Below are 17,980 nucleotides of genomic sequence, written 5' to 3'. Positions count from 1 at the left end.
AAAATGGGCTCGACAAGCCCACCTGCATAACTCGGGGCATTATAACAAAAATCAGTCAATTAACGGCAAGCTTATACGGTCAACTTGACGGGCAACAGAATAGATAATGCTAGAATGTGTCGCCATGGCATTAGAACAGGACAACCAAACCAATATGGCCGGAATATTAATCGTTACACACGAACCGCTAGGCAGCAGTTTTCTTGACTGTATCGAGCATATTCTTGGCAAGCTACCCCCACAATTGGTCAATTACACAATTACACCACAAGCCGATCCAGACAAGGAAATCGTTGAGTTGAAGACCATTCTGCTAACACTTGACCAGGGTAGCGGTGTGCTGATACTAACTGACCTCTATGGCGCCACTCCCACCAACATCGCAAGCAAACTGCTTCAAGATGGCAAGGTGGAATGCTTAACTGGACTCAACCTGCCCATGCTGTTGAGAGCAGTTCAGTATCAGCACAAACCGCTCATGGAAATGATAAGCCATGCACTTTCCGGCGGTCAGACGGGAATATTTCACATCTCCCCACCCAAAAAACCATATGCAAACTAACACACTCACAATACGCAACAAACTGGGATTACACGCACGTGCCTCTGCCAAGCTGACTCGCCTTGCGGAGCAGTTTGACTGTGAGATATGGCTATCGCGGGGAGCACGTAGGGTCAACGCCAAAAGCATTATGGGTGTAATGATGCTGGCAGCAAGCCAGGGTACGCAGGTTGAGCTGGAAACCAGCGGTAAGGATGAAATCACTGCAATGGAAGCACTCAGTACACTAGTAAACGATTATTTCGGTGAGGCGGAATGAGCTTTATTCTCCATGGTGTCGGTGTGTCTGCCGGTATAGCAATCGGACAGGCACACCTCGCCACAACCGCGACACTCAATGTTCCTCGCTATTTGATCCCCGCCAGCCAGATCGATGCGGAATTAGCTCGCCTGGAAAAAGCTTTTGTCACCGTAAGGCTAGAGCTGAAAAACCTGCAGGCCCATGCCATACAAGGATTGGCACTGGCTGAATTTAATGCCTTTCTGGAGCTTCACCAGATGATCCTCGACGACCCGACTCTGTCTCAGGCCGCCATGGAGAGCATCGCCAAAGTACATTGCAACGCAGAATGGGCAATTTCACAACAGATGGATGTGCTGATTGCACAATTCGAAGAAATAGAAGATGCCTACCTGCGTGAACGCAAAGCTGATGTTGTGCAGGTAGTCGAGCGTGTATTAAAGATTTTGCTCGGCCACCCCGGTTATACTCCTCCCGCATCAAAACATGACGGCGCCAGTATCCTGGTGGCGCATGACTTAAGTCCTGCTGATGTCATGCAATATAAACAGCATCAGTTTTCAGCATTTGTAACCGATATGGGTGGGCCCACCTCGCATACCGCCATTGTCGCGCACAGTCTTAATATTCCCTCGGTTGTAGCCATGCAGCAGGCAAAGCGACTGATTTATGAGGATGATTATCTGATTGTTGACGGCAGCCAAGGGATTGTCATCGTCAATCCTGATGAGCAAATTCTCACGGAATACCGCCTGAAACAAAATGAATTGTCACTGGAAAAACGGAAATTGTTACGTCTCCGTTCACTCAATGCTGCCACGCTTGACGGCACTCAGGTTGAATTACTTGCTAACATCGAAATGCCACAGGAAGTCGATCAAGCCAGGGAAAACGGTGCAATGGGCGTAGGGCTGTTCCGTAGTGAGTTTTTGTTTCTCACCCGGGACGACTTGCCGGATGAGGATGAGCAATATGCTGCTTATTCTGCCGCAGTGAAAGGGATGCGCGGCCTGCCAGTCACCATTCGTACTTTTGATCTGGGTGCTGACAAAAACCTGAATAATAACCATCGCGTCTCCACCAATCCAGCACTGGGATTACGTGCCATTCGCATGAGCCTTGCTGAACCTGCCATGTTTCTGACACAACTGCGCGCCATACTTCGCGCATCCAGACATGGCTCTACCCGCATCTTAATTCCCATGCTCTCCAGCAGCCGTGAAATTGATCAGACACTCCACATGGTTGAATTGGCCAAACAAAGTTTGCGCGATGAAAAAAAACTGTTTGATCAACATATTCAAATAGGGTGCATGATTGAAATACCGGCGGCTGCCTTATGCCTTGAACAGTTCATGCGAAAACTGGATTTCATCTCGATTGGCACCAATGATCTGATTCAATATACACTCGCGATCGACCGCGTCGATGAAACAGTTGCGCATCTGTTTGACCCGTTACATCCCGCGATTCTGTGGCTGCTGGCGCGCACAATCCGATTGGCTACCAAAGCTGGTGTTCCGGTTTCTGTCTGCGGAGAAATGGCAGGTGACCCACGCTATACGCGTTTGCTGCTAGGCATGGGGTTACAGCAGTTTTCCATGTATCCCGCGCAACTATTAACAGTAAAACGCGAAATACTCGGCAGCCATCTGCCCAATATCATACCTTTGGCACAAAAAATTCTCAGAGCAGCTGAATCTGACAAGATTCACAGCCTGCTGCAAAAACTCAATAGTTGAACTCAAGCATAAATTGGTATTTAATGCCAGTTGGCCTCGTAACTTTCACAACCAAGCACTACCCATATCTTCATGAACGATTCGCAATCCATTGGCATCGTCGCACCAGAACAAATGCAATTCCATACGCCGCTTGCGTTGAAAAGTGGCGCGGTACTTGACAGTTACACGCTCTCTTACGAAACCTACGGCAGGCTGAACACCGCCAAGTCCAATGCGGTGCTGATTTGTCATGCGTTATCCGGCAGCCACCATGTTGCCGGTGTTTATGCGGATGATCCCAGAAATACCGGCTGGTGGAACAACATGATCGGCCCAGGCAAAGCCATCGATACTGATAAGTATTTTGTGATTGGTATCAATAACCTGGGAGGCTGTCACGGCTCGACTGGACCAATCAGCATCAATCCCAAGACCGAAAAACCTTTTGGTGCAGATTTCCCGCTCGTTACCACCAATGACTGGGCGGAGACTTACATTCACTTTGCGAACAGATTAGGTATCGATCGCTTTGCAGCCGTGATTGGCGGCAGCCTGGGTGGTATGTCAGTCATGCAACTGGCACTGGACGCACCCGAACGGGTACATCATGCTATTGTAATTGCTGCCGCCGCCAAACTCACTGCCCAGAATATCGCTTTCAACGATGTGGCCCGGCAGGCCATACTAACCGACCCTGATTTCCATGGCGGCGATTATTATTCGCATCATACCCTGCCGAAAAGAGGACTACGTCTGGCACGTATGCTCGGCCACATCACCTATTTATCGGATGACTCCATGGCCAGCAAATTCGGGCGAGAGCTTCGTAATGGGGCGCTCTCATTCAATTACGACATCGAATTTGAAATTGAATCGTATCTACGCTACCAAGGTGACAAATTTGCCAATCGCTTTGATGCCAATACCTATCTGCTGATGACCAAGGCACTCGATTACTTTGATCCGGCGGCACTATACAATGGCAATCTGTCACAGGCTTTTAGCCGCGCCAGGGCAAATTTTCTAGTGATCTCCTTCAGCTCCGACTGGCGCTTTCCACCAGAACGATCACGCAGCATCGTCAAGGCGCTGCTCGACAACAAACGTAACGTCAGCTACGCCGAAATCCCCTCAAGCCACGGGCATGATTCTTTTCTGATGCAGGAAGAGCATTATCACCAGCTGATACGTGCCTATATGAACAACATCATCGTTTAAACCATGAATACTTCCATTGACAGCGCCACCCCTCAAAGCAGTAATGCACGACAGGCATTGACAACCCGGCCAGATTTTGGCGCTATTGCCGCGTGGATTGCGCCTCAATCAAGCGTACTTGACCTCGGTTGCGGCGACGGCACGTTATTACGCTATCTGCAAACTAACCTGAAAGTGCATGGCTATGGCGTCGAAATTGATGCCGAAAATGTTCTGACCTGTTTTAAAAATGGTGTCAACGTCATTCAAAGCGACCTTGAATCCGGTCTGTCCGGTTTTGAATCGGACTCATTTGACTACGTCATTCTGTCGCAAACATTGCAGGCAATGAAAAATACTGAAAAAATCATCCTTGAAATGCTGCGGGTCGGCAAAGAAGGAATCGTCTCCTTTCCTAATTTCGGCTATTGGCGAAACCGGCTACAGGTATTGTCTGGACACATGCCAGTCACACCAGGATTACCCTATCAATGGTACGACACTCCCAACATTCATTTGTGCACCTTACGGGATTTTGAAGCGCTCTGCAGCCAACATCACATCAATATTCTTGAACGACGCGTAATGAACAGCAACAAAAAAATCGGGCTATTGCCTGGTCTTCTGGGAACGCTCGCTTTTTATCGGTTCAGCCGCACGGATGGCGATGAATATAGATAACCGTCCAGCGCAAAAAGTCAGTAAACCGCGTTGCTTCGATGATTTCGTCGTGCGGAACAAGTAAATACTTCCAGGGCTTATTGCCATAAAAGTACCGAAAAACGTGTTTTAAGGAACTCATGATGTTTTATTTAACACCAAATGACGATAAACGCCAAGACCAAGAGATAGGGGATTTTCGGTCTTACGCAAAAAGTATCGTTTCTAAGCAATCACGAATACTCGAAATTGGTCCGAGTTACGGTCCCGTATATCCACGTAGAGAGGGATTTAATGTAAGTATTTTAGATCACCTTGATACTGAAATTCTACGTGCCAAATACTCAGCTATGAACGTAGATATAAGCCTAATCGAAGATGTCGATTTCGTATGGAAGGGAGGGGCAATCCACGCAGCGGTTGATGGTCAAAAATTTGATTTTGTATTGGCGTCTCATGTTGTTGAGCATGCAACTAACTTTGTTCAGTTCCTTAATGATATCTGCGAGACACTTGCAAAAAATGGAAAAATTATCCTGATGGTTCCAGACAAAAGGTACTGTTTTGATCTGTTTCAGCCATTAACTGATACAGCAAAGATTTTGAGTGATCATGTAAGAGGCGCCTCTATACATACAATGGAAGCTATGTATCGCATACACTCTCACGTTTCAGTTGATTATAAAGAGCATTTTTTTCATCATAAAAAAGATTTGTATGCTTGGGGGCAAGGATCAATAGAAGACTTGAAATTTATTAATAACAACCCGATTGGTTGGTATACAGATACTTTAGCCAAAATAAAAGAGACAGATTATATTGATTTTCACGAGTATTTCTTTACACCATCAAGTTTTCTGATGATTATTGAAGAGTTAAATTTTTTGGGTCTACTTCAGATGAAAGTGGCTACCCTTACCAGGGCGCGTGGCTGTGAATTTCTTGTGGTACTTGAACCCGGTTTGAGTAATTCAAATGATTTAGACAGATATTCAAAAATGCACCGAGAACTCTCATTAAATATCTTAAGGGAACATCAAGAGGCTTTTAGTGAGATTAAACCATTGCATACAGCACCTGATCTCTCCTTTTTGGCTTAAAAACTGGGACTAGCTTTAGCAGGAAGCAAAGGGTAAGGTAGCGAATCACGAAAAATAAGTATCGAAAGTATCAAATCTTGCAATACAGATATCTATTTGTAGATGGAAATCTCGATGCCGGCAAAGCATACCGCAATCTACTGAAAGCATATGGTTTTATTGGCAGCATGAGTCGCCCGGGAAATTGTTGGGATAATGCCGTTGCGGAAAGCTTGGCAGCCTCAAGCAGGAACGCTGCCAATGGCGGCATTACCAAACTCGCTATGAAGCAGAAGCAGCAAAATCAATGAAAGTTGCTTAACTGAGGTGTCGGTTTTGCTTGACCAGGTTACTGTGTTGATCAAGCATATGCCATAAAGCTCAAGGCATATAGTTTTTATATATTGTTGATATCAATTGAAGGTGTTACGTGATAGATACGCACTACAGCCCTAAAAAAAATCACCTCCTCACTGCGTTACCGGATACGGAATACCAGCGTATTTTTCCTCATCTTGAACTGGTCGAGATGCCTTTGGGTGAAGTATTGTACGAATCTGGAGAAAAACTCCTGTACGTTTATTTCCCCATGGATTGCATCATATCGCTGCTTTATGTGATGGAAAATGGCGCCTCAGCGGAAATTGCCGTGGTTGGCTTTGAGGGGGTCGTCGGCATCGCTCTTTTCATGGGCGGGCAAACCATGCCGAATCGTGCCGTAGTGCAGAGCGCAGGATATTGCTACCGAATACGGCAGCAGCTATTCATGCAAGAATTTAACCGCCATGGCGCGCTACTTCATAAATTGCTGAACTTACACACAAGCACTCATTACTCAGATGTCCCAAACCGCAGTGTGCAACCGGCACCATTCAGTCGATCAACAGCTCTGCCGCTGGCTGCTGCTCAGCCTCGACCGGCTTCCGTCAAATGAGCTGGCCATGACGCAGGAATTAATTGCCAACATGTTAGGCGTACGCCGTGAGGGCGTCACTGAAGCGGCCGGAAAATTACAACAGGCAGGTCTGATTCAGTACAGCCGGGGCCATATCATCGTACTGGACCGAAAAGGGCTGGAGGAACGAGTTTGTGAATGCTATCAGGTGGTTAAAAAGGAATTCGACCGTATACTTCATTCCTGATATTTGTCTGATGACAATGAGTATCTATTTTTTCACTCACCAAATCAATCACAAGCGTATCCAGTGGAGAGAATCGGCTGTACGGCTTGATTCAACACTGACGGTCTCTGGAAAAACCGGGCATTCGACGATCAATCATCGGGTGTGTGAATTTTTCACTGTAAACAACATTGGCTTTGTAAATTAATCAGTTGTGCTTCGTGTTGTGCCGCCTGGCTAAATGCGGGTATGTACACCACCCATGTTCGAAAAGCGCACGTCCACCCATTAACCAAATATCGTTTACACAAAATTCGGGATACTCTCAAGATGAGCGCGATCGTTTCAAGCATTTTTATTTCTCCTTGGTAGGTCACTATTTAATAATATTTTTACGACGAATCTTACGGATAATGCGCTACCGCCCCGGTACATTGTGGCGTAATTCTCAGAAAAACCTGAACTTCCTATACCATTCTGCACTAGAAGTGGTAGTGGGCTCCGACTCCGATATATTCCACTTTGTTTTTAAAAAACTGCCCGCTCGAAGAGTGTCCATCAAAATACTCGAAAAGTAACTGAAGTTTCCGGCCAAGCACCTGCAAATTTTCAAACTCAATCCCCGCTCTGGCCGATATGTCCGTACTCCAGTTATTTTCTTGAAAATTCTTGAAGTCGGCCGCTAGGATTGGCCGCACGGGTGCGGATCCGATGCGCCACGGGCTTCGAAACTCAGCGCCATACTGCACCATCCATACTTTGAGTGCCGAAGGCTCTTTATGAAATAATCCTCCTCCGCCACCATACAAGCGCACACCATAAGGAAATTCATAAGACAATCTCAGATCCACACCTTCATAGCTGAGATTAACTCGCTCAAATGCAGAGCCCGCTTTGCGCAGCAAAAATTCGTCACCCAGATGTGAGCTTTGATGATAAATGCGGCCAAAGGCTGAGAATTGTTTTGCTCGGATACTTGAATATATCGATGCAATAAAATCGGAATTGACTAAATCCGAAGATGACGCACCCAGATTGAAGTCGCTAAAGACGCCACCTTGCAGTCCGACTTCCCACTGTGCGATAGACTGCCCCAAATTCCTGCGGTAAATCGGTATCGTTTCACCGAAACTCACGGAAGCGATATTTCTGCCATCAAAATTATCGTTCTGGAAATTTCGGTAAGCGGCCGAGAAATGTGCCCAACGCGGATCCGCTAATAGCGGTTTGAATAGATGGCCAGCAGGTAGAAGTCCGGTGGGTAACAGCGTAGCATTAGCCACCGCCACCGGTTTCTCGGAGATTTGCTTGACCGGCTGCTGCGAAGGCGCATTAGCCATCGATGGCTGGTATGTGACTTCTGATACTCTGACCCCATTAACACCAGGAATTTGCGACAACATCTGCACCACTTTTTCTCGATCAGCGTTGCCTAAACTGCCTGCAGGGAAGGTTATGACACCATTCTGCACGGTCAATGATGGAATATCCAGCATCAATGTATGCTTCAACACGCCGGTCGCATAACCGGCAATGTAAGTATCGTCCGGTATTGCGGCATACACTGCCTGCGCAGCAAACAGCATAGCTGACAATGCTGCGGCAGATCGCAGATAAAGCATTATTCTTTACTCGATGCATTGGCATTCAGAAACAGATCATTCTGTACAGATTTCACATGCTCCTGGTTTGTTGCCACTTCGATTGCCTTGTCGATACTTTGCTGAGAATCAAGTGTACCGCTCAGGTAAACGACACCATTCTCGGTCGTCACCTTAATTTGAAACGCCTTGAGCAAAGAATCACTAAGAAAGGCTTTTTTAACACGCATCGTAATGACTGAATCATCGATGTATTGATCGGTTGTTTCAGATTTATCGCTAATCGATTTTTTTGCGTCATCGAGTTTCTTTTCTGCTTGCTCTGCTGTTTGCTCAATTTTCTTTTCAGCTTTTTCAATCGAACGATCCAGTTTTTTCCCTGCTGTCTCAGCAGGGCCTTCTTTTTGGCAACCTGCCAAACCAATAACAATAGTCAAACCAGTGATCGCAAGTACAAGGGTTTTCCTTACCTTTGCTAGTCTATTTTGTTCATTCTCAATTTTTATTCTCATCGTTCTTCCTTAAATTTTTATTTAAATCAGTAGCACGGACATTCATACTCAGAAAAGCACCACAAGGACGAGCGCCTCTCCATCCAGATGAACGCTATGCATGAAGCTACTCTCTGGTGTAAAGATTAAGCGGAAAATTGAATATGATCTGTGCGGTATCGTACGTAATACTTTTATAATCTTCTGCTAACAGGATTTTTTGGGAAATATTGTCCGAAAAATTGATTTCTGTGCTGTAGTCATCGCTGATTGTTCACAATCAAGTGTTTTTTTCGCCTAAAAAAGACTTCAGGCCGTTCGCCGGTATCTTGAATTTTATGCATTTTCCTGACGTGCACTCCAGAATGCCGACTTTGACACCCAGCTCAACCGGCACACCGGCTTTGCCTTTGCTGATCTATTCGGTATGCGGCTCAAAGATGGAAAATACTTTTTCTATGTTGGGATTGTTTTGCTCTGGATAACTCGGCGTTTGATCTGGCTGATTTGACGCTGCGCGTGTTGGATGTAGCCTTCGATTTCAATGCTTAACTGATTGATCGCTTGAACCTGAACAGGCGGTATACTGCAATTTCTGAAAATGAATTACAAACCTAACGATTTTGGATGGTGATAAAACAAATGGAAACAGTTGATGAAATTCTAGCCCGCGCGCAGCAACGTGCGGATGAGATGGGTTTACCTTATCAGGGGGCATTGTTGCCAGCAGAAGCGCGGGTGGTGTTGACCGCCATGCCGCAGCAGGCCAAATTGGTGGATGTGCGCTGCAAGGCGGAGCTGGACTGGGTTGGGCGCATTCCAGGTGCGGTTGAGGTGGCGTTGCGCACTTATCCAAGCATGCAGCCTAACCCGGATTTTGTGGATCAGCTTGCGCAGCAAGTAGCAGATGATGCGATATTGCTGTTTATTTGCCGCAGCGGCGGTCGCTCTGATCATGCCGCCACTCTTATGCAGCAGAATGGTTTTATTAATTGCTATAACGTACTGGAAGGCTTTGAGGGTGACAAGGATGAAACCGGCCATCGCGGCCAGCAAACTGGCTGGAAAGCCGCCGGTTTACCGTGGATGCAGAGCTGATTCGTTTATCTGATCATTCCGACCAGTTGATGATGCCGGTATAGGCAGTCAGCAGGATCAACAGTCCAAAGCCGATCCGATACCAGGCGAACAAAGTAAAATCGTGATTGCTAATGTAGCGCATCAGTCCACGAATGGCGATCAATGCGCTGATAAACGCGGCTAATGCTCCCACCATGAACATAGCCAGATCATCAAGATGCACAAATTCCTGATGACGATAAAGATCGTAAAAAGTAGCCGCGAACATGATCGGAATCGCCAGGAAGAATGAAAATTCGGCAGCGGTCTTTCGCGACAGGCCGAATAGCAAGCCGCCGATGATGGTCGCTCCGGAACGGGAGGTGCCGGGAATCAACGCCAGACACTGAGCACAGCCGACCTTAAGCGCGTGTTTCCAGTCCATATCATCCACGCTTTCGACATCGATCACATGCTCACGACGTTCTGCCCACAGGATCACGATGCCGCCGACGATCAGCGCGACTGCTACGGGGAGGGGGTGAAACAGGTAGTATTTGATCGTCTTGATAAACAGTAATCCCAGTATCGCTGCAGGTAGAAAAGCAATGAGCAGGTTGATTATGAATCGATTGGCTTGCTTGCTGCCCAGCCCTTTCATCACCCCGACCAGCCGTTTGCGATATTCCCAGCAAACCGCCAGAATCGCACCCAGCTGAATGGAGACGGTGAATACCTTAGCCTTGTCATCATTGAAATCCAGCAGATCACCCACCAGAATCAGGTGGCCTGTGGAGGAGATTGGCAGGAATTCGGTCAATCCCTCGACAACACCCAGCAAAAACGCTTTAAGTAGTATCAGCCAATCCATAGGTAATCGGATTCTCTTTCAGTTAAGCAGGTAAATGTGAGGGGAAACATCAGAGCTTGTTGTAGATTTCCCCACCTTTTTCTACGAATTCGCTTGCTTTTCTGGCCATGCCATCTTCCAATGCCTCGGCTTCGGAAAGCCCTTGCCGTGCGGCATAATCGCGAACATCCTGCGTGATTTTCATCGAGCAGAAATTAGGCCCACACATAGAACAAAAATGGGCAACTTTAGCGCCTTCCTGTGGCAGGGTTTCATCATGAAACTCTCGTGCTTTGTCAGGATCCAGCCCCAGATTGAATTGATCATTCCAGCGAAATTCAAAACGTGCCTTGGATAAGGCATTGTCACGAATCTGCGCACCGGGGTGTCCTTTGGCCAGATCAGCCACATGAGCCGCTATTTTGTAAGTAATAATCCCTTCCTTGACATCATCCTTGTCAGGCAGTCCGAGATGTTCCTTGGGCGTGACATAACACAACATCGCCGTGCCATACCAGCCGATCATCGCGGCACCGATGGCGGAAGTAATGTGATCGTAACCTGGCGCAATATCGGTGGTGAGCGGCCCCAGCGTGTAAAAAGGGGCTTCATCGCAATATTGAAGCTGCAAATCCATGTTTTCCTTGATCATGTGCATCGGCACATGACCGGGGCCTTCGATCATGACTTGCACGTCATGCTTCCACGCAACATGGGTCAACTCTCCAAGCGTTTTCAGCTCGGCAAACTGTGCCTCATCATTGGCATCGTAAATTGAGCCGGGGCGCAAGCCATCACCTAATGAAAAACTGACATCATAGGCTTTCATGATTTCGCAGATTTCCTCAAAGCGAGTGTATAGGAAACTTTCGCGGTGATGGGCCAGACACCATTTCGCCATGATAGAACCACCTCGCGAGACAATTCCCGTCATCCGCTTTGCGGTCATGGGCACATAGGCCAAACGTACGCCGGCATGAATGGTAAAGTAATCCACACCCTGTTCAGCCTGCTCGATCAGCGTGTCACGAAAGATCTCCCAGGTCAGTTCCTCGGCACGGCCGTCCACTTTTTCGAGTGCCTGGTAGATGGGAACGGTGCCAATCGGTACCGGGCTATTACGGATGATCCATTCACGTGTTTCATGAATATTTTTGCCGGTGGACAGATCCATGACGGTATCCCCTCCCCAGCGAATGGCCCAGGTCATTTTTTCCACTTCATCCTGAATACTGGAGCCTAATGCGGAATTACCAATATTGGCGTTGATCTTGACCAGGAAATTGCGACCAATGATCATAGGCTCTGATTCTGGATGATTAATGTTGGCGGGAATGATTGCACGTCCGCGTGCCACTTCATCGCGCACAAATTCTGGAGTAATCCATTTTTGCGTAGCAGCACCAAAATTCTGACCGGGATGCTGTTTTGTCAATAAGTCATTGTCAGCAAACTCTGCCAATGCTTGCCGCTGATTTTCCCTGATTGCGATAAACTCCATTTCCGGCGTAATGATGCCGCGCCTGGCGTAATGCATCTGAGTGACATTCATACCTGTTTTTGCACATCGTGCCGGACGTTTGAGGCTAAAGCGCATCTCATTCAATTTAGCATCATTCATTCGCTCACGACTGTAATCAGACGTTAGCCCACCAAGCACCTCTGTATCGCCCCGCGCCTCAATCCATGGTTCACGCATCCCGACCAAACCTAGACGGATATCGACATCAACCACTGGATCGGTATAAGGACCAGATGTATCGTAAACATGAATGGGAGGATTTTTTTCCGTACTCTGACTGGTTGAGGTATCCGATTGACTAATCTCACGCATCGGCACCTGAATATCGGGACGGGATCCCTGTATGTAGACCTTGCGTGAATTTGGTAATGACTGGATAGCAGCGGTATCTACGCGCGCGCTTTCATTAGTAAAATGATCCAGACTGGAAAGATTGGTTTTCATGTTATGCTCCTAGAGAGGCCGCAGGGAGCTGGAAATTTTTTCCAGGCTTCCCTCCGGCGGCATTATCCGCATCAGGTATTAAGGGACTTTCTCACCACCATGTCAAAAATGCTGAAATGTGGACCCCTAGCCAAGCTGTCAAGCTAATGGAATTATGGAATAATTGCAAGCTTGATTCTTTTTACCGACAAAAATTGATGAAACCCATGATCAATCTCGAACAAACCCGTTTCAACATGGTCGAACAACAAATTCGAACTTGGGATGTACTCGATCAAAAAGTGCTTGATTTGTTATACAAAACCAAACGTGAGGAATATGTTCCTGCTGCCTATCGTTCCATGTCCTTCGTGGACATGGAAATTCCGCTGGAACATGGTGCCGTAATGCTGACCCCCAAGATGGAAGCGCGTATCATACAGGAATTACATATCAAGAAATCCGATAACATTCTAGTAATCGGCGCCGGTACCGGGTATATGACGGCATTATTGGCGCAGCTCGGCTCGCATGTGTATAGCGTTGAAATTGAACCGGCATTACTGGCTGCAGCAAAAATTAACCTGCAGGTGCATGACATCCAAAATGTAACCTTGGAACAGGGAGATGGGGCAAACGGCTGGTCGCGACATGCCCCCTACGACGTAATCATATTAACTGCTTCGACCCCCGTCCTGCCAGACACGTTCAAGAAAGACCTATCGCCGGGTGGGCGATTGTTTGCCGTTGTCGGGGAAGAACCCATCATGGAAGCGACATTGATAACCTGTACTACGCCAAACCAATTTCACTCAAAACTCCTGTTTGAAACCTGCACCGCTCCTCTGAAGAATGCCATACAAGCCGAGCAATTCCACTTTTAACCACAAAACCTGGCGTCATCCAGTATTGCGTGAAAGCAGTTGTTGCGCATCGTACACTGAACTACTGATAGTTCAGTTCTTTTGAACTCATAACAAACGGGGTGCGTCGGTTTGATCATGAAAAGCCATGCCTATTTTTCTTTCTTGCTGTTTGTGTGCATGATTTCTGTCACCCAGGTACAGTCGGCCGATCTTTTACAGATTTATCACGAGGCACGAGAACATGATGCTCAATATGCTGCGGCGCGTGCCGCTTTTGTCGCAGCGCAGGAACGTCTTCCGCAGGGCAGGGCCGGATTGTTACCGGTTGTCAACTTCACTGGCACAGGTCTGAACCAATACGTCGATACCGATTTTGGTCCGGAACGGCTGATCAAAAATCGCGGCATTGTGCTAAGTGCCACGCAGCCCCTCATTCGTATCGAGAATTTCATTGTCTATGAGCAGGCCAAGAACCAGGTCAGCCAGGCAGATGCGCAATTTGTACTATCCGCCCAGGATCTAATCCTGCGGACAGCACAAAATTATTTTGATGTGATGATGGCGCAGATCAATCTCGATGTGGCTGAAACGCAGAAAAAAGCAATTAATGAGCAGCTAGAACAAGCCAAGCGTAATTTTGAAGTGGGGGTATCCACGATTGTAGATACCCATGAAGCGCAAGCCCGCTTCGATTTAGTTCTGTCGCAGGAAATTGCTGCCAGAAATGCGCTGGAAATTGCGCGACGGACCTTGCAAAGTCTGATCAATCGTTTTCCGCATGACTTACAGAATACCAGTGTGGAAAAAATTATTGCCGATCCGCTATTGCTGCCTGAGGGAGAAATGGAAGACTGGGTACAAGTCTCACAGGAAAATAATTTCTCTCTGAAAATACAGCAGATTGCATTTGAACTTTCCGAACAGGAAATTAGACGCAACAAGGCGGGGCATTATCCGTCGCTTGATCTGGTCGCACAGTACAGTAATCAACAAGGCATAGGTGGCGCATTTACCGGGCGCGGCATTGATCTCACCACCAAATCGATTGGACTGCAATTGAATGTTCCCATTTTTGCCGGTTTATCAGTACAGTCCAAGGTCAGAGAAGCAGTCGCCAATCGTGACAAAACCCGAAATGATCTGGAAAATGTTCGACGCATGACTGCTTTGCAGGTGCGCCAGCAATATTTGAACGTCACCAATGGTATCGCGCAGGTAAGAGCACTACGGCAAGCGCTGATTTCCAGCCGCAGTCAACTGGATTCAACATTACTTGGCCAGGAAGTCGGTGTCCGAACCGAGGTGGATGTTCTCAATGCACAGCAGCAATATTTCTCCGCCCGCAGAGACCTTGCTCAATCCTACTATAACTATCTGATGGCCAAACTACGGCTTCAGGCGGAAGCCGGAAATCTGGATGAAGAAGACATTCTCGAGATCAACTCCCTCCTTTAACAAGGCGCGACAAGCAGCACTACTATCTCTGCAAAGCCTGTTCAATGGCCAGAACCAACTGCTGATCGGATGGCTGGGTACCGGGACTGAATTGTGCGATCAGCTTTCCATCCCGGCCTATCAAAAATTTGTGGAAATTCCAGGTTGGGTATGTTCCAGAAACGTCTGCCAAAGCTTCAAAGAGTGGATGCGCACCACTTTCCTTGACGGTTGTTTTTTCATACATTGGAAATTTAACCCCGTAAGTCAGACGACAAAACTCCTGAATTTCCTGCTCATTACCTGGCTCCTGCCCCATAAAATCGTTAGATGGAAACCCTAATACTGAAAACCCCACTTTCTCGTATTTTGCGTGTAGTTTTTCCAGACCGTCATATTGAGGTGTATAGCCACATTTACTAGCGGTATTGACAATCAGCAATACTTTCCCACTGTGCGTATCGCATAGGTTTTCTGCATCAGTGGATGCGAGTTTCCTGAAATCGTGATTGAGAAGGGTACTCTGACACGCAAGAATCCCTTCTGAAAAAAAGATTAGCATCAAGGCTGCTAAAAAACAGGCATACTTGGGCATGACAAAAACTCTCCTTATAAAATGGGCATAAAAGGCTTTTGTTTGAGATTCCCGGTACAAACATGGTTCAAATACAAGAATAATTATTTACCTGCGCGCTCATGTATTAGCTTACTTTTTGTTTTTGCATGGGTTGGCAGCTGACAGGCTGCACGGAAATTACGCAATGTTCTTTGTGCCTGACCGAGTACGGTATGTGCCTCATAAACCAGCATTTCACTTAATGGCATATCGCTTATGAGACCAGAAGGCACGCCAGTCAACATTTCCAGTCCATCACTCATCTGCTCGGCGCTGTAAATATGAAACTCGCCCTCCTGAACAGCATCGATTACCTCTCTGGCCAGTATCAAATGTCGGCGATTACGTTCGGGAATCAATACTCCCTGTTTACCATCGAGGCCGACAGCAGCACAAACACGATAGAAACCTTCGATTTTTTCATTAATTCCTCCTACTGGCAAAATTTCGCCAAACTGATTAACGGCGCCAGTTACCGCAATACCCTGCCTGAGGGGTAATCCAGACAATGCCGATAGTAGAACATACAGTTCTGCACAAGAAGCAGAGTCGCCCTCGATACCATAATACTGCTGCTCAAACACAATGGAAGCATTGAATGCGAGTGGTGCGTTATGATGAAACAGCGCGCAAAACAAATTCTGCAGGATAAATACACCTTTATCATGAATCGGACCAGATAACCCAACTTCGCGTTCGATATTGAGCAAACCTTCCTCACCAGCAAAAGTATGCGCAGTGATACGCATGGGCAGTCCAAACATCAGATCCCCCATTTCGACCAGACTCAAGCCATTTATCTGGCCAACGGTCTCGCCTGACACATCAATAACCACATCACCATCAACTATCGCCTCCAGCGCGCATTCCAGCGGGTAATTGTGCCGCAAAAAACGTGTCTGCAAAGCAGACGAGACATCTGCTGCTTCAACCAGGTCGCCGCCACGCGCCACGCACTGTGCTGCACTTTCCATAACCAATGTTTCGGTCCGGCTGAAATTCGCTGTCAGCCGTTTTTGATCTTCAGCTTCACGGTGACAGTTTGTCAGCACATTGACAACGGCAGCTGCAGAAAAATGTGGCATCCTGGATTCCTGACAAAGCGAAGCAATAAAAATAGACAGGGCATGATAAGTTTGCAGATTCGCCGTAAACGAGGCGGCAAAATCAACCTTCACTCGGAAATGCCTGGCGAGCTCGGGATCTTCCTCCTGCATGGCATAATATTGTTCGCGAGACCCAATCAGCACTATTTTTACCTGCACAGTTACCATTTCCGGCTCGACCGAAACCATTGGCATGCCCGTAGTCGTTACCGATGGCGCTTCAATCTGTAGTAAATGACTGCGCAACAAAGTGCTTATTTTTTCCCATAGCAATTCATTGGCAAGCAAATCATCAAGGTGCAGCATCAAAAAGCCCTCATGTGCTTTTAGCAAGCTGCCTGCACGAATGCCAGTGAAATTGGAAACCAGCACTCCTTCAACTGCACGATGCTCAATATTACCCATTAATGATTTAAATGAGGGATGCTCTTCAATCAACACGGGGGCGCCGCACAAATGGCGATTATCTACTGCCAGATTGATCTGATAATTAGCAAATATTGTTTTTAACTCTGCGGTAGATTTTTCATTCTCGTTTTCAGAAGATGAGAATATGGCGAGGTTCTCGAGTATATTTTTTATGACGTTGTTTAAGAATTGCTCAACCTTGGTACGATCAGAAAATGACGAATGCAGACTATCAAGCACAGCCATCAATCTTTGTCTCAGTATCGGCTGGATTTTTGATTGCCGCAAAGTAATCAGTGCTTCTTCGCGTTTGTGTTCCAGGGAACGCCTTTTCTCAAGATAGCGAGCCATTTCTTCGTACAATGCCGCCTCATTCTGTTCGATAGCAGCCCTTTCCATCGCCGGAAGCTGCAACATCTCATCTTCGCCCAGTAATTTCCGGGAACGTTTATCCAATAATGTCAGAACCAGATGACCTGATTCGCTTTGAACCACAAAATCCCGCTTTTCAGCAAATGCACATAATTGTGCGTAAGCTGCTGTCTCTTTCTGTCTGAATTTTTGATTGATCCTTTCACTTTCTCGCCTGGTTGTTTCCCCATTCAAATATTCAGGTATTTCTCGGCAAAAATCGCTGGTGAAATGACCAAGCATCTGCTGCAACACGCTTCCCTGTCCTGCAGGCAGACGAATAGCCAGAGGGCGTTCCGGTGTGTCAAAATTATGTATGAAGCACAGATCGGGTGGAACCGGCATGTTGACTGCCACTTCAGTCATGGCCTGTTTTAATAAGGATGAGCGGCCACTGCCAGCGGCACCCAACACAAACAGGTTGTAGTCTGGTTGTTGCATATTCAGCCCAAAATACGCTGCTTGTCTCGCACGTTCCTGTCCAATCCAGGACAGTGGCTGATCGATCAAACTTGCCGTATCTACAAAATGGAGCGCTTCCGGACAAATCTCTACACTTAGTGACTCAGTCGCCAATCTAACTATGGGCATATCAACCTGAATGTTGGG

The 17,980-nt window shown here is 47.0% G+C and carries 15 protein-coding genes, 3 pseudogenes and 1 riboswitch; of the genes and pseudogenes, 11 read left to right on the top strand and 7 right to left on the bottom strand.

Annotated elements, in window-relative coordinates:
- The first annotated feature begins 154 nt into the window (after positions 1-154).
- The 8 genes and pseudogenes from IPG31_10310 (at position 155) to IPG31_10275 (ending at position 6,605) form a co-directional block, all read left to right on the top strand.
- Positions 155-562, top strand: a complete 408-nt coding sequence (locus IPG31_10310) for a PTS fructose transporter subunit IIA (protein MBK6618718.1) — start codon at positions 155-157, stop codon at positions 560-562.
- On the top strand, positions 552-821 hold the full coding sequence (locus tag IPG31_10305; protein MBK6618717.1) for an HPr family phosphocarrier protein: 270 nt from the start codon (positions 552-554) through the stop codon (positions 819-821). The genes IPG31_10310 and IPG31_10305 overlap by 11 nt, the downstream gene beginning before the upstream one ends.
- Positions 818-2,545, top strand: coding sequence for a phosphoenolpyruvate--protein phosphotransferase (ptsP, locus tag IPG31_10300; protein MBK6618716.1), 1,728 nt, complete (start codon positions 818-820; stop codon positions 2,543-2,545). The genes IPG31_10305 and ptsP overlap by 4 nt, the downstream gene beginning before the upstream one ends.
- Positions 2,546-2,617: 72 nt before the next feature.
- Complete coding sequence (locus tag IPG31_10295) at positions 2,618-3,745, top strand: homoserine O-acetyltransferase (protein ID MBK6618715.1); 1,128 nt, start codon at positions 2,618-2,620, stop codon at positions 3,743-3,745.
- A gap of 3 nt (positions 3,746-3,748) precedes the next feature.
- Complete coding sequence (metW, locus tag IPG31_10290; GenBank protein MBK6618714.1) at positions 3,749-4,405, top strand: methionine biosynthesis protein MetW; 657 nt, start codon at positions 3,749-3,751, stop codon at positions 4,403-4,405.
- Positions 4,406-4,524: 119 nt separating this feature from the next.
- On the top strand, positions 4,525-5,484 hold the full coding sequence (locus tag IPG31_10285; GenBank protein ID MBK6618713.1) for a methyltransferase domain-containing protein: 960 nt from the start codon (positions 4,525-4,527) through the stop codon (positions 5,482-5,484).
- A 128-nt stretch (positions 5,485-5,612) separates the two neighbouring features.
- Positions 5,613-5,755: pseudogene (locus IPG31_10280) on the top strand (IS3 family transposase).
- Between the two features lie 237 nt (positions 5,756-5,992).
- Positions 5,993-6,605 (top strand): annotated as a pseudogene (locus tag IPG31_10275) (Crp/Fnr family transcriptional regulator).
- 461 nt (positions 6,606-7,066) lie between these two features.
- On the opposite strand, the gene IPG31_10270 reads toward IPG31_10275, so the two are convergent.
- From IPG31_10270 to IPG31_10260, 3 genes and pseudogenes are all read right to left on the bottom strand, one after another.
- Entirely contained in the window at positions 7,067-8,206 is a 1,140-nt protein-coding gene (locus tag IPG31_10270; GenBank protein ID MBK6618712.1) for a DUF1207 domain-containing protein, read from the bottom strand.
- Positions 8,206-8,697 (bottom strand): BON domain-containing protein, encoded by a 492-nt coding sequence (locus IPG31_10265; protein ID MBK6618711.1) that lies wholly within the window; start codon positions 8,695-8,697, stop codon positions 8,206-8,208. Before IPG31_10265 ends, IPG31_10270 begins: the two co-directional genes overlap by 1 nt.
- A gap of 337 nt (positions 8,698-9,034) precedes the next feature.
- Positions 9,035-9,222 (bottom strand): annotated as a pseudogene (locus IPG31_10260) (ISNCY family transposase).
- A gap of 96 nt (positions 9,223-9,318) precedes the next feature.
- Between IPG31_10260 and IPG31_10255 the strand changes: the two are divergent.
- Positions 9,319-9,774: a rhodanese-like domain-containing protein gene (locus tag IPG31_10255; GenBank protein ID MBK6618710.1), complete on the top strand. Its 456-nt coding sequence runs from the start codon at positions 9,319-9,321 to the stop codon at positions 9,772-9,774.
- A gap of 13 nt (positions 9,775-9,787) precedes the next feature.
- On the opposite strand, the gene IPG31_10250 is transcribed toward IPG31_10255, so the two are convergent.
- Both IPG31_10250 and thiC read right to left on the bottom strand, forming a co-directional pair.
- The gene (locus tag IPG31_10250) at positions 9,788-10,606 is read right to left on the bottom strand and encodes an undecaprenyl-diphosphate phosphatase (GenBank protein ID MBK6618709.1); all 819 of its coding nucleotides are present in this window, start codon (positions 10,604-10,606) and stop codon (positions 9,788-9,790) included.
- Positions 10,607-10,655: 49 nt separating this feature from the next.
- Positions 10,656-12,551: a phosphomethylpyrimidine synthase ThiC gene (gene thiC, locus IPG31_10245; protein MBK6618708.1), complete on the bottom strand. Its 1,896-nt coding sequence runs from the start codon at positions 12,549-12,551 to the stop codon at positions 10,656-10,658.
- Between the two features lie 31 nt (positions 12,552-12,582).
- Positions 12,583-12,689: riboswitch (TPP riboswitch) on the bottom strand.
- A 68-nt stretch (positions 12,690-12,757) separates the two neighbouring features.
- Between thiC and IPG31_10240 the strand changes: the two genes are divergently transcribed.
- Both IPG31_10240 and IPG31_10235 read left to right on the top strand, forming a co-directional pair.
- Positions 12,758-13,414 carry a protein-L-isoaspartate O-methyltransferase gene (locus tag IPG31_10240; protein ID MBK6618707.1) on the top strand — a complete coding sequence of 219 codons (657 nt, stop codon included), beginning with the start codon at positions 12,758-12,760 and terminating at the stop codon, positions 13,412-13,414.
- 117 nt (positions 13,415-13,531) lie between these two features.
- Positions 13,532-14,851: a TolC family outer membrane protein gene (locus IPG31_10235; protein MBK6618706.1), complete on the top strand. Its 1,320-nt coding sequence runs from the start codon at positions 13,532-13,534 to the stop codon at positions 14,849-14,851.
- Positions 14,852-14,873: 22 nt separating this feature from the next.
- Here the strand turns inward: IPG31_10235 and IPG31_10230 are convergent, their stop codons facing one another.
- Together IPG31_10230 and IPG31_10225 are read right to left on the bottom strand one after the other, a co-directional pair.
- Positions 14,874-15,425, bottom strand: coding sequence for a glutathione peroxidase (locus tag IPG31_10230; GenBank protein MBK6618705.1), 552 nt, complete (start codon positions 15,423-15,425; stop codon positions 14,874-14,876).
- An 83-nt stretch (positions 15,426-15,508) separates the two neighbouring features.
- The gene (locus tag IPG31_10225; GenBank protein MBK6618704.1) at positions 15,509-17,962 is read right to left on the bottom strand and encodes an AAA family ATPase; all 2,454 of its coding nucleotides are present in this window, start codon (positions 17,960-17,962) and stop codon (positions 15,509-15,511) included.
- Positions 17,963-17,980 lie beyond the last annotated feature (18 nt).

The sequence above is a fragment of the Nitrosomonas sp. genome, assembly GCA_016703745.1.
Classification (GTDB): domain Bacteria; phylum Pseudomonadota; class Gammaproteobacteria; order Burkholderiales; family Nitrosomonadaceae; genus Nitrosomonas.
The sequence above is the reverse complement of the archived record's forward strand: the minus strand, read 5'-3'. Positions and strand labels throughout refer to the sequence as shown.

Coding starts and splice junctions, on each gene's coding strand:
- IPG31_10240 (MBK6618707.1), top strand. CDS start 12,758: ATGATCAATCTCGAACAAACCCGTTTCAACATGGTCGAACAACAAATT.
- IPG31_10225 (MBK6618704.1), bottom strand. CDS start 17,962: ATGCCCATAGTTAGATTGGCGACTGAGTCACTAAGTGTAGAGATTTGT.
- metW (MBK6618714.1), top strand. CDS start 3,749: ATGAATACTTCCATTGACAGCGCCACCCCTCAAAGCAGTAATGCACGA.
- IPG31_10285 (MBK6618713.1), top strand. CDS start 4,525: ATGATGTTTTATTTAACACCAAATGACGATAAACGCCAAGACCAAGAG.
- IPG31_10305 (MBK6618717.1), top strand. CDS start 552: ATGCAAACTAACACACTCACAATACGCAACAAACTGGGATTACACGCA.
- ptsP (MBK6618716.1), top strand. CDS start 818: ATGAGCTTTATTCTCCATGGTGTCGGTGTGTCTGCCGGTATAGCAATC.
- IPG31_10265 (MBK6618711.1), bottom strand. CDS start 8,697: ATGAGAATAAAAATTGAGAATGAACAAAATAGACTAGCAAAGGTAAGG.
- thiC (MBK6618708.1), bottom strand. CDS start 12,551: ATGAAAACCAATCTTTCCAGTCTGGATCATTTTACTAATGAAAGCGCG.
- IPG31_10230 (MBK6618705.1), bottom strand. CDS start 15,425: ATGCCCAAGTATGCCTGTTTTTTAGCAGCCTTGATGCTAATCTTTTTT.
- IPG31_10255 (MBK6618710.1), top strand. CDS start 9,319: ATGGAAACAGTTGATGAAATTCTAGCCCGCGCGCAGCAACGTGCGGAT.
- IPG31_10235 (MBK6618706.1), top strand. CDS start 13,532: ATGAAAAGCCATGCCTATTTTTCTTTCTTGCTGTTTGTGTGCATGATT.
- IPG31_10250 (MBK6618709.1), bottom strand. CDS start 10,606: ATGGATTGGCTGATACTACTTAAAGCGTTTTTGCTGGGTGTTGTCGAG.
- IPG31_10270 (MBK6618712.1), bottom strand. CDS start 8,206: ATGCTTTATCTGCGATCTGCCGCAGCATTGTCAGCTATGCTGTTTGCT.
- IPG31_10295 (MBK6618715.1), top strand. CDS start 2,618: ATGAACGATTCGCAATCCATTGGCATCGTCGCACCAGAACAAATGCAA.
- IPG31_10310 (MBK6618718.1), top strand. CDS start 155: ATGGCCGGAATATTAATCGTTACACACGAACCGCTAGGCAGCAGTTTT.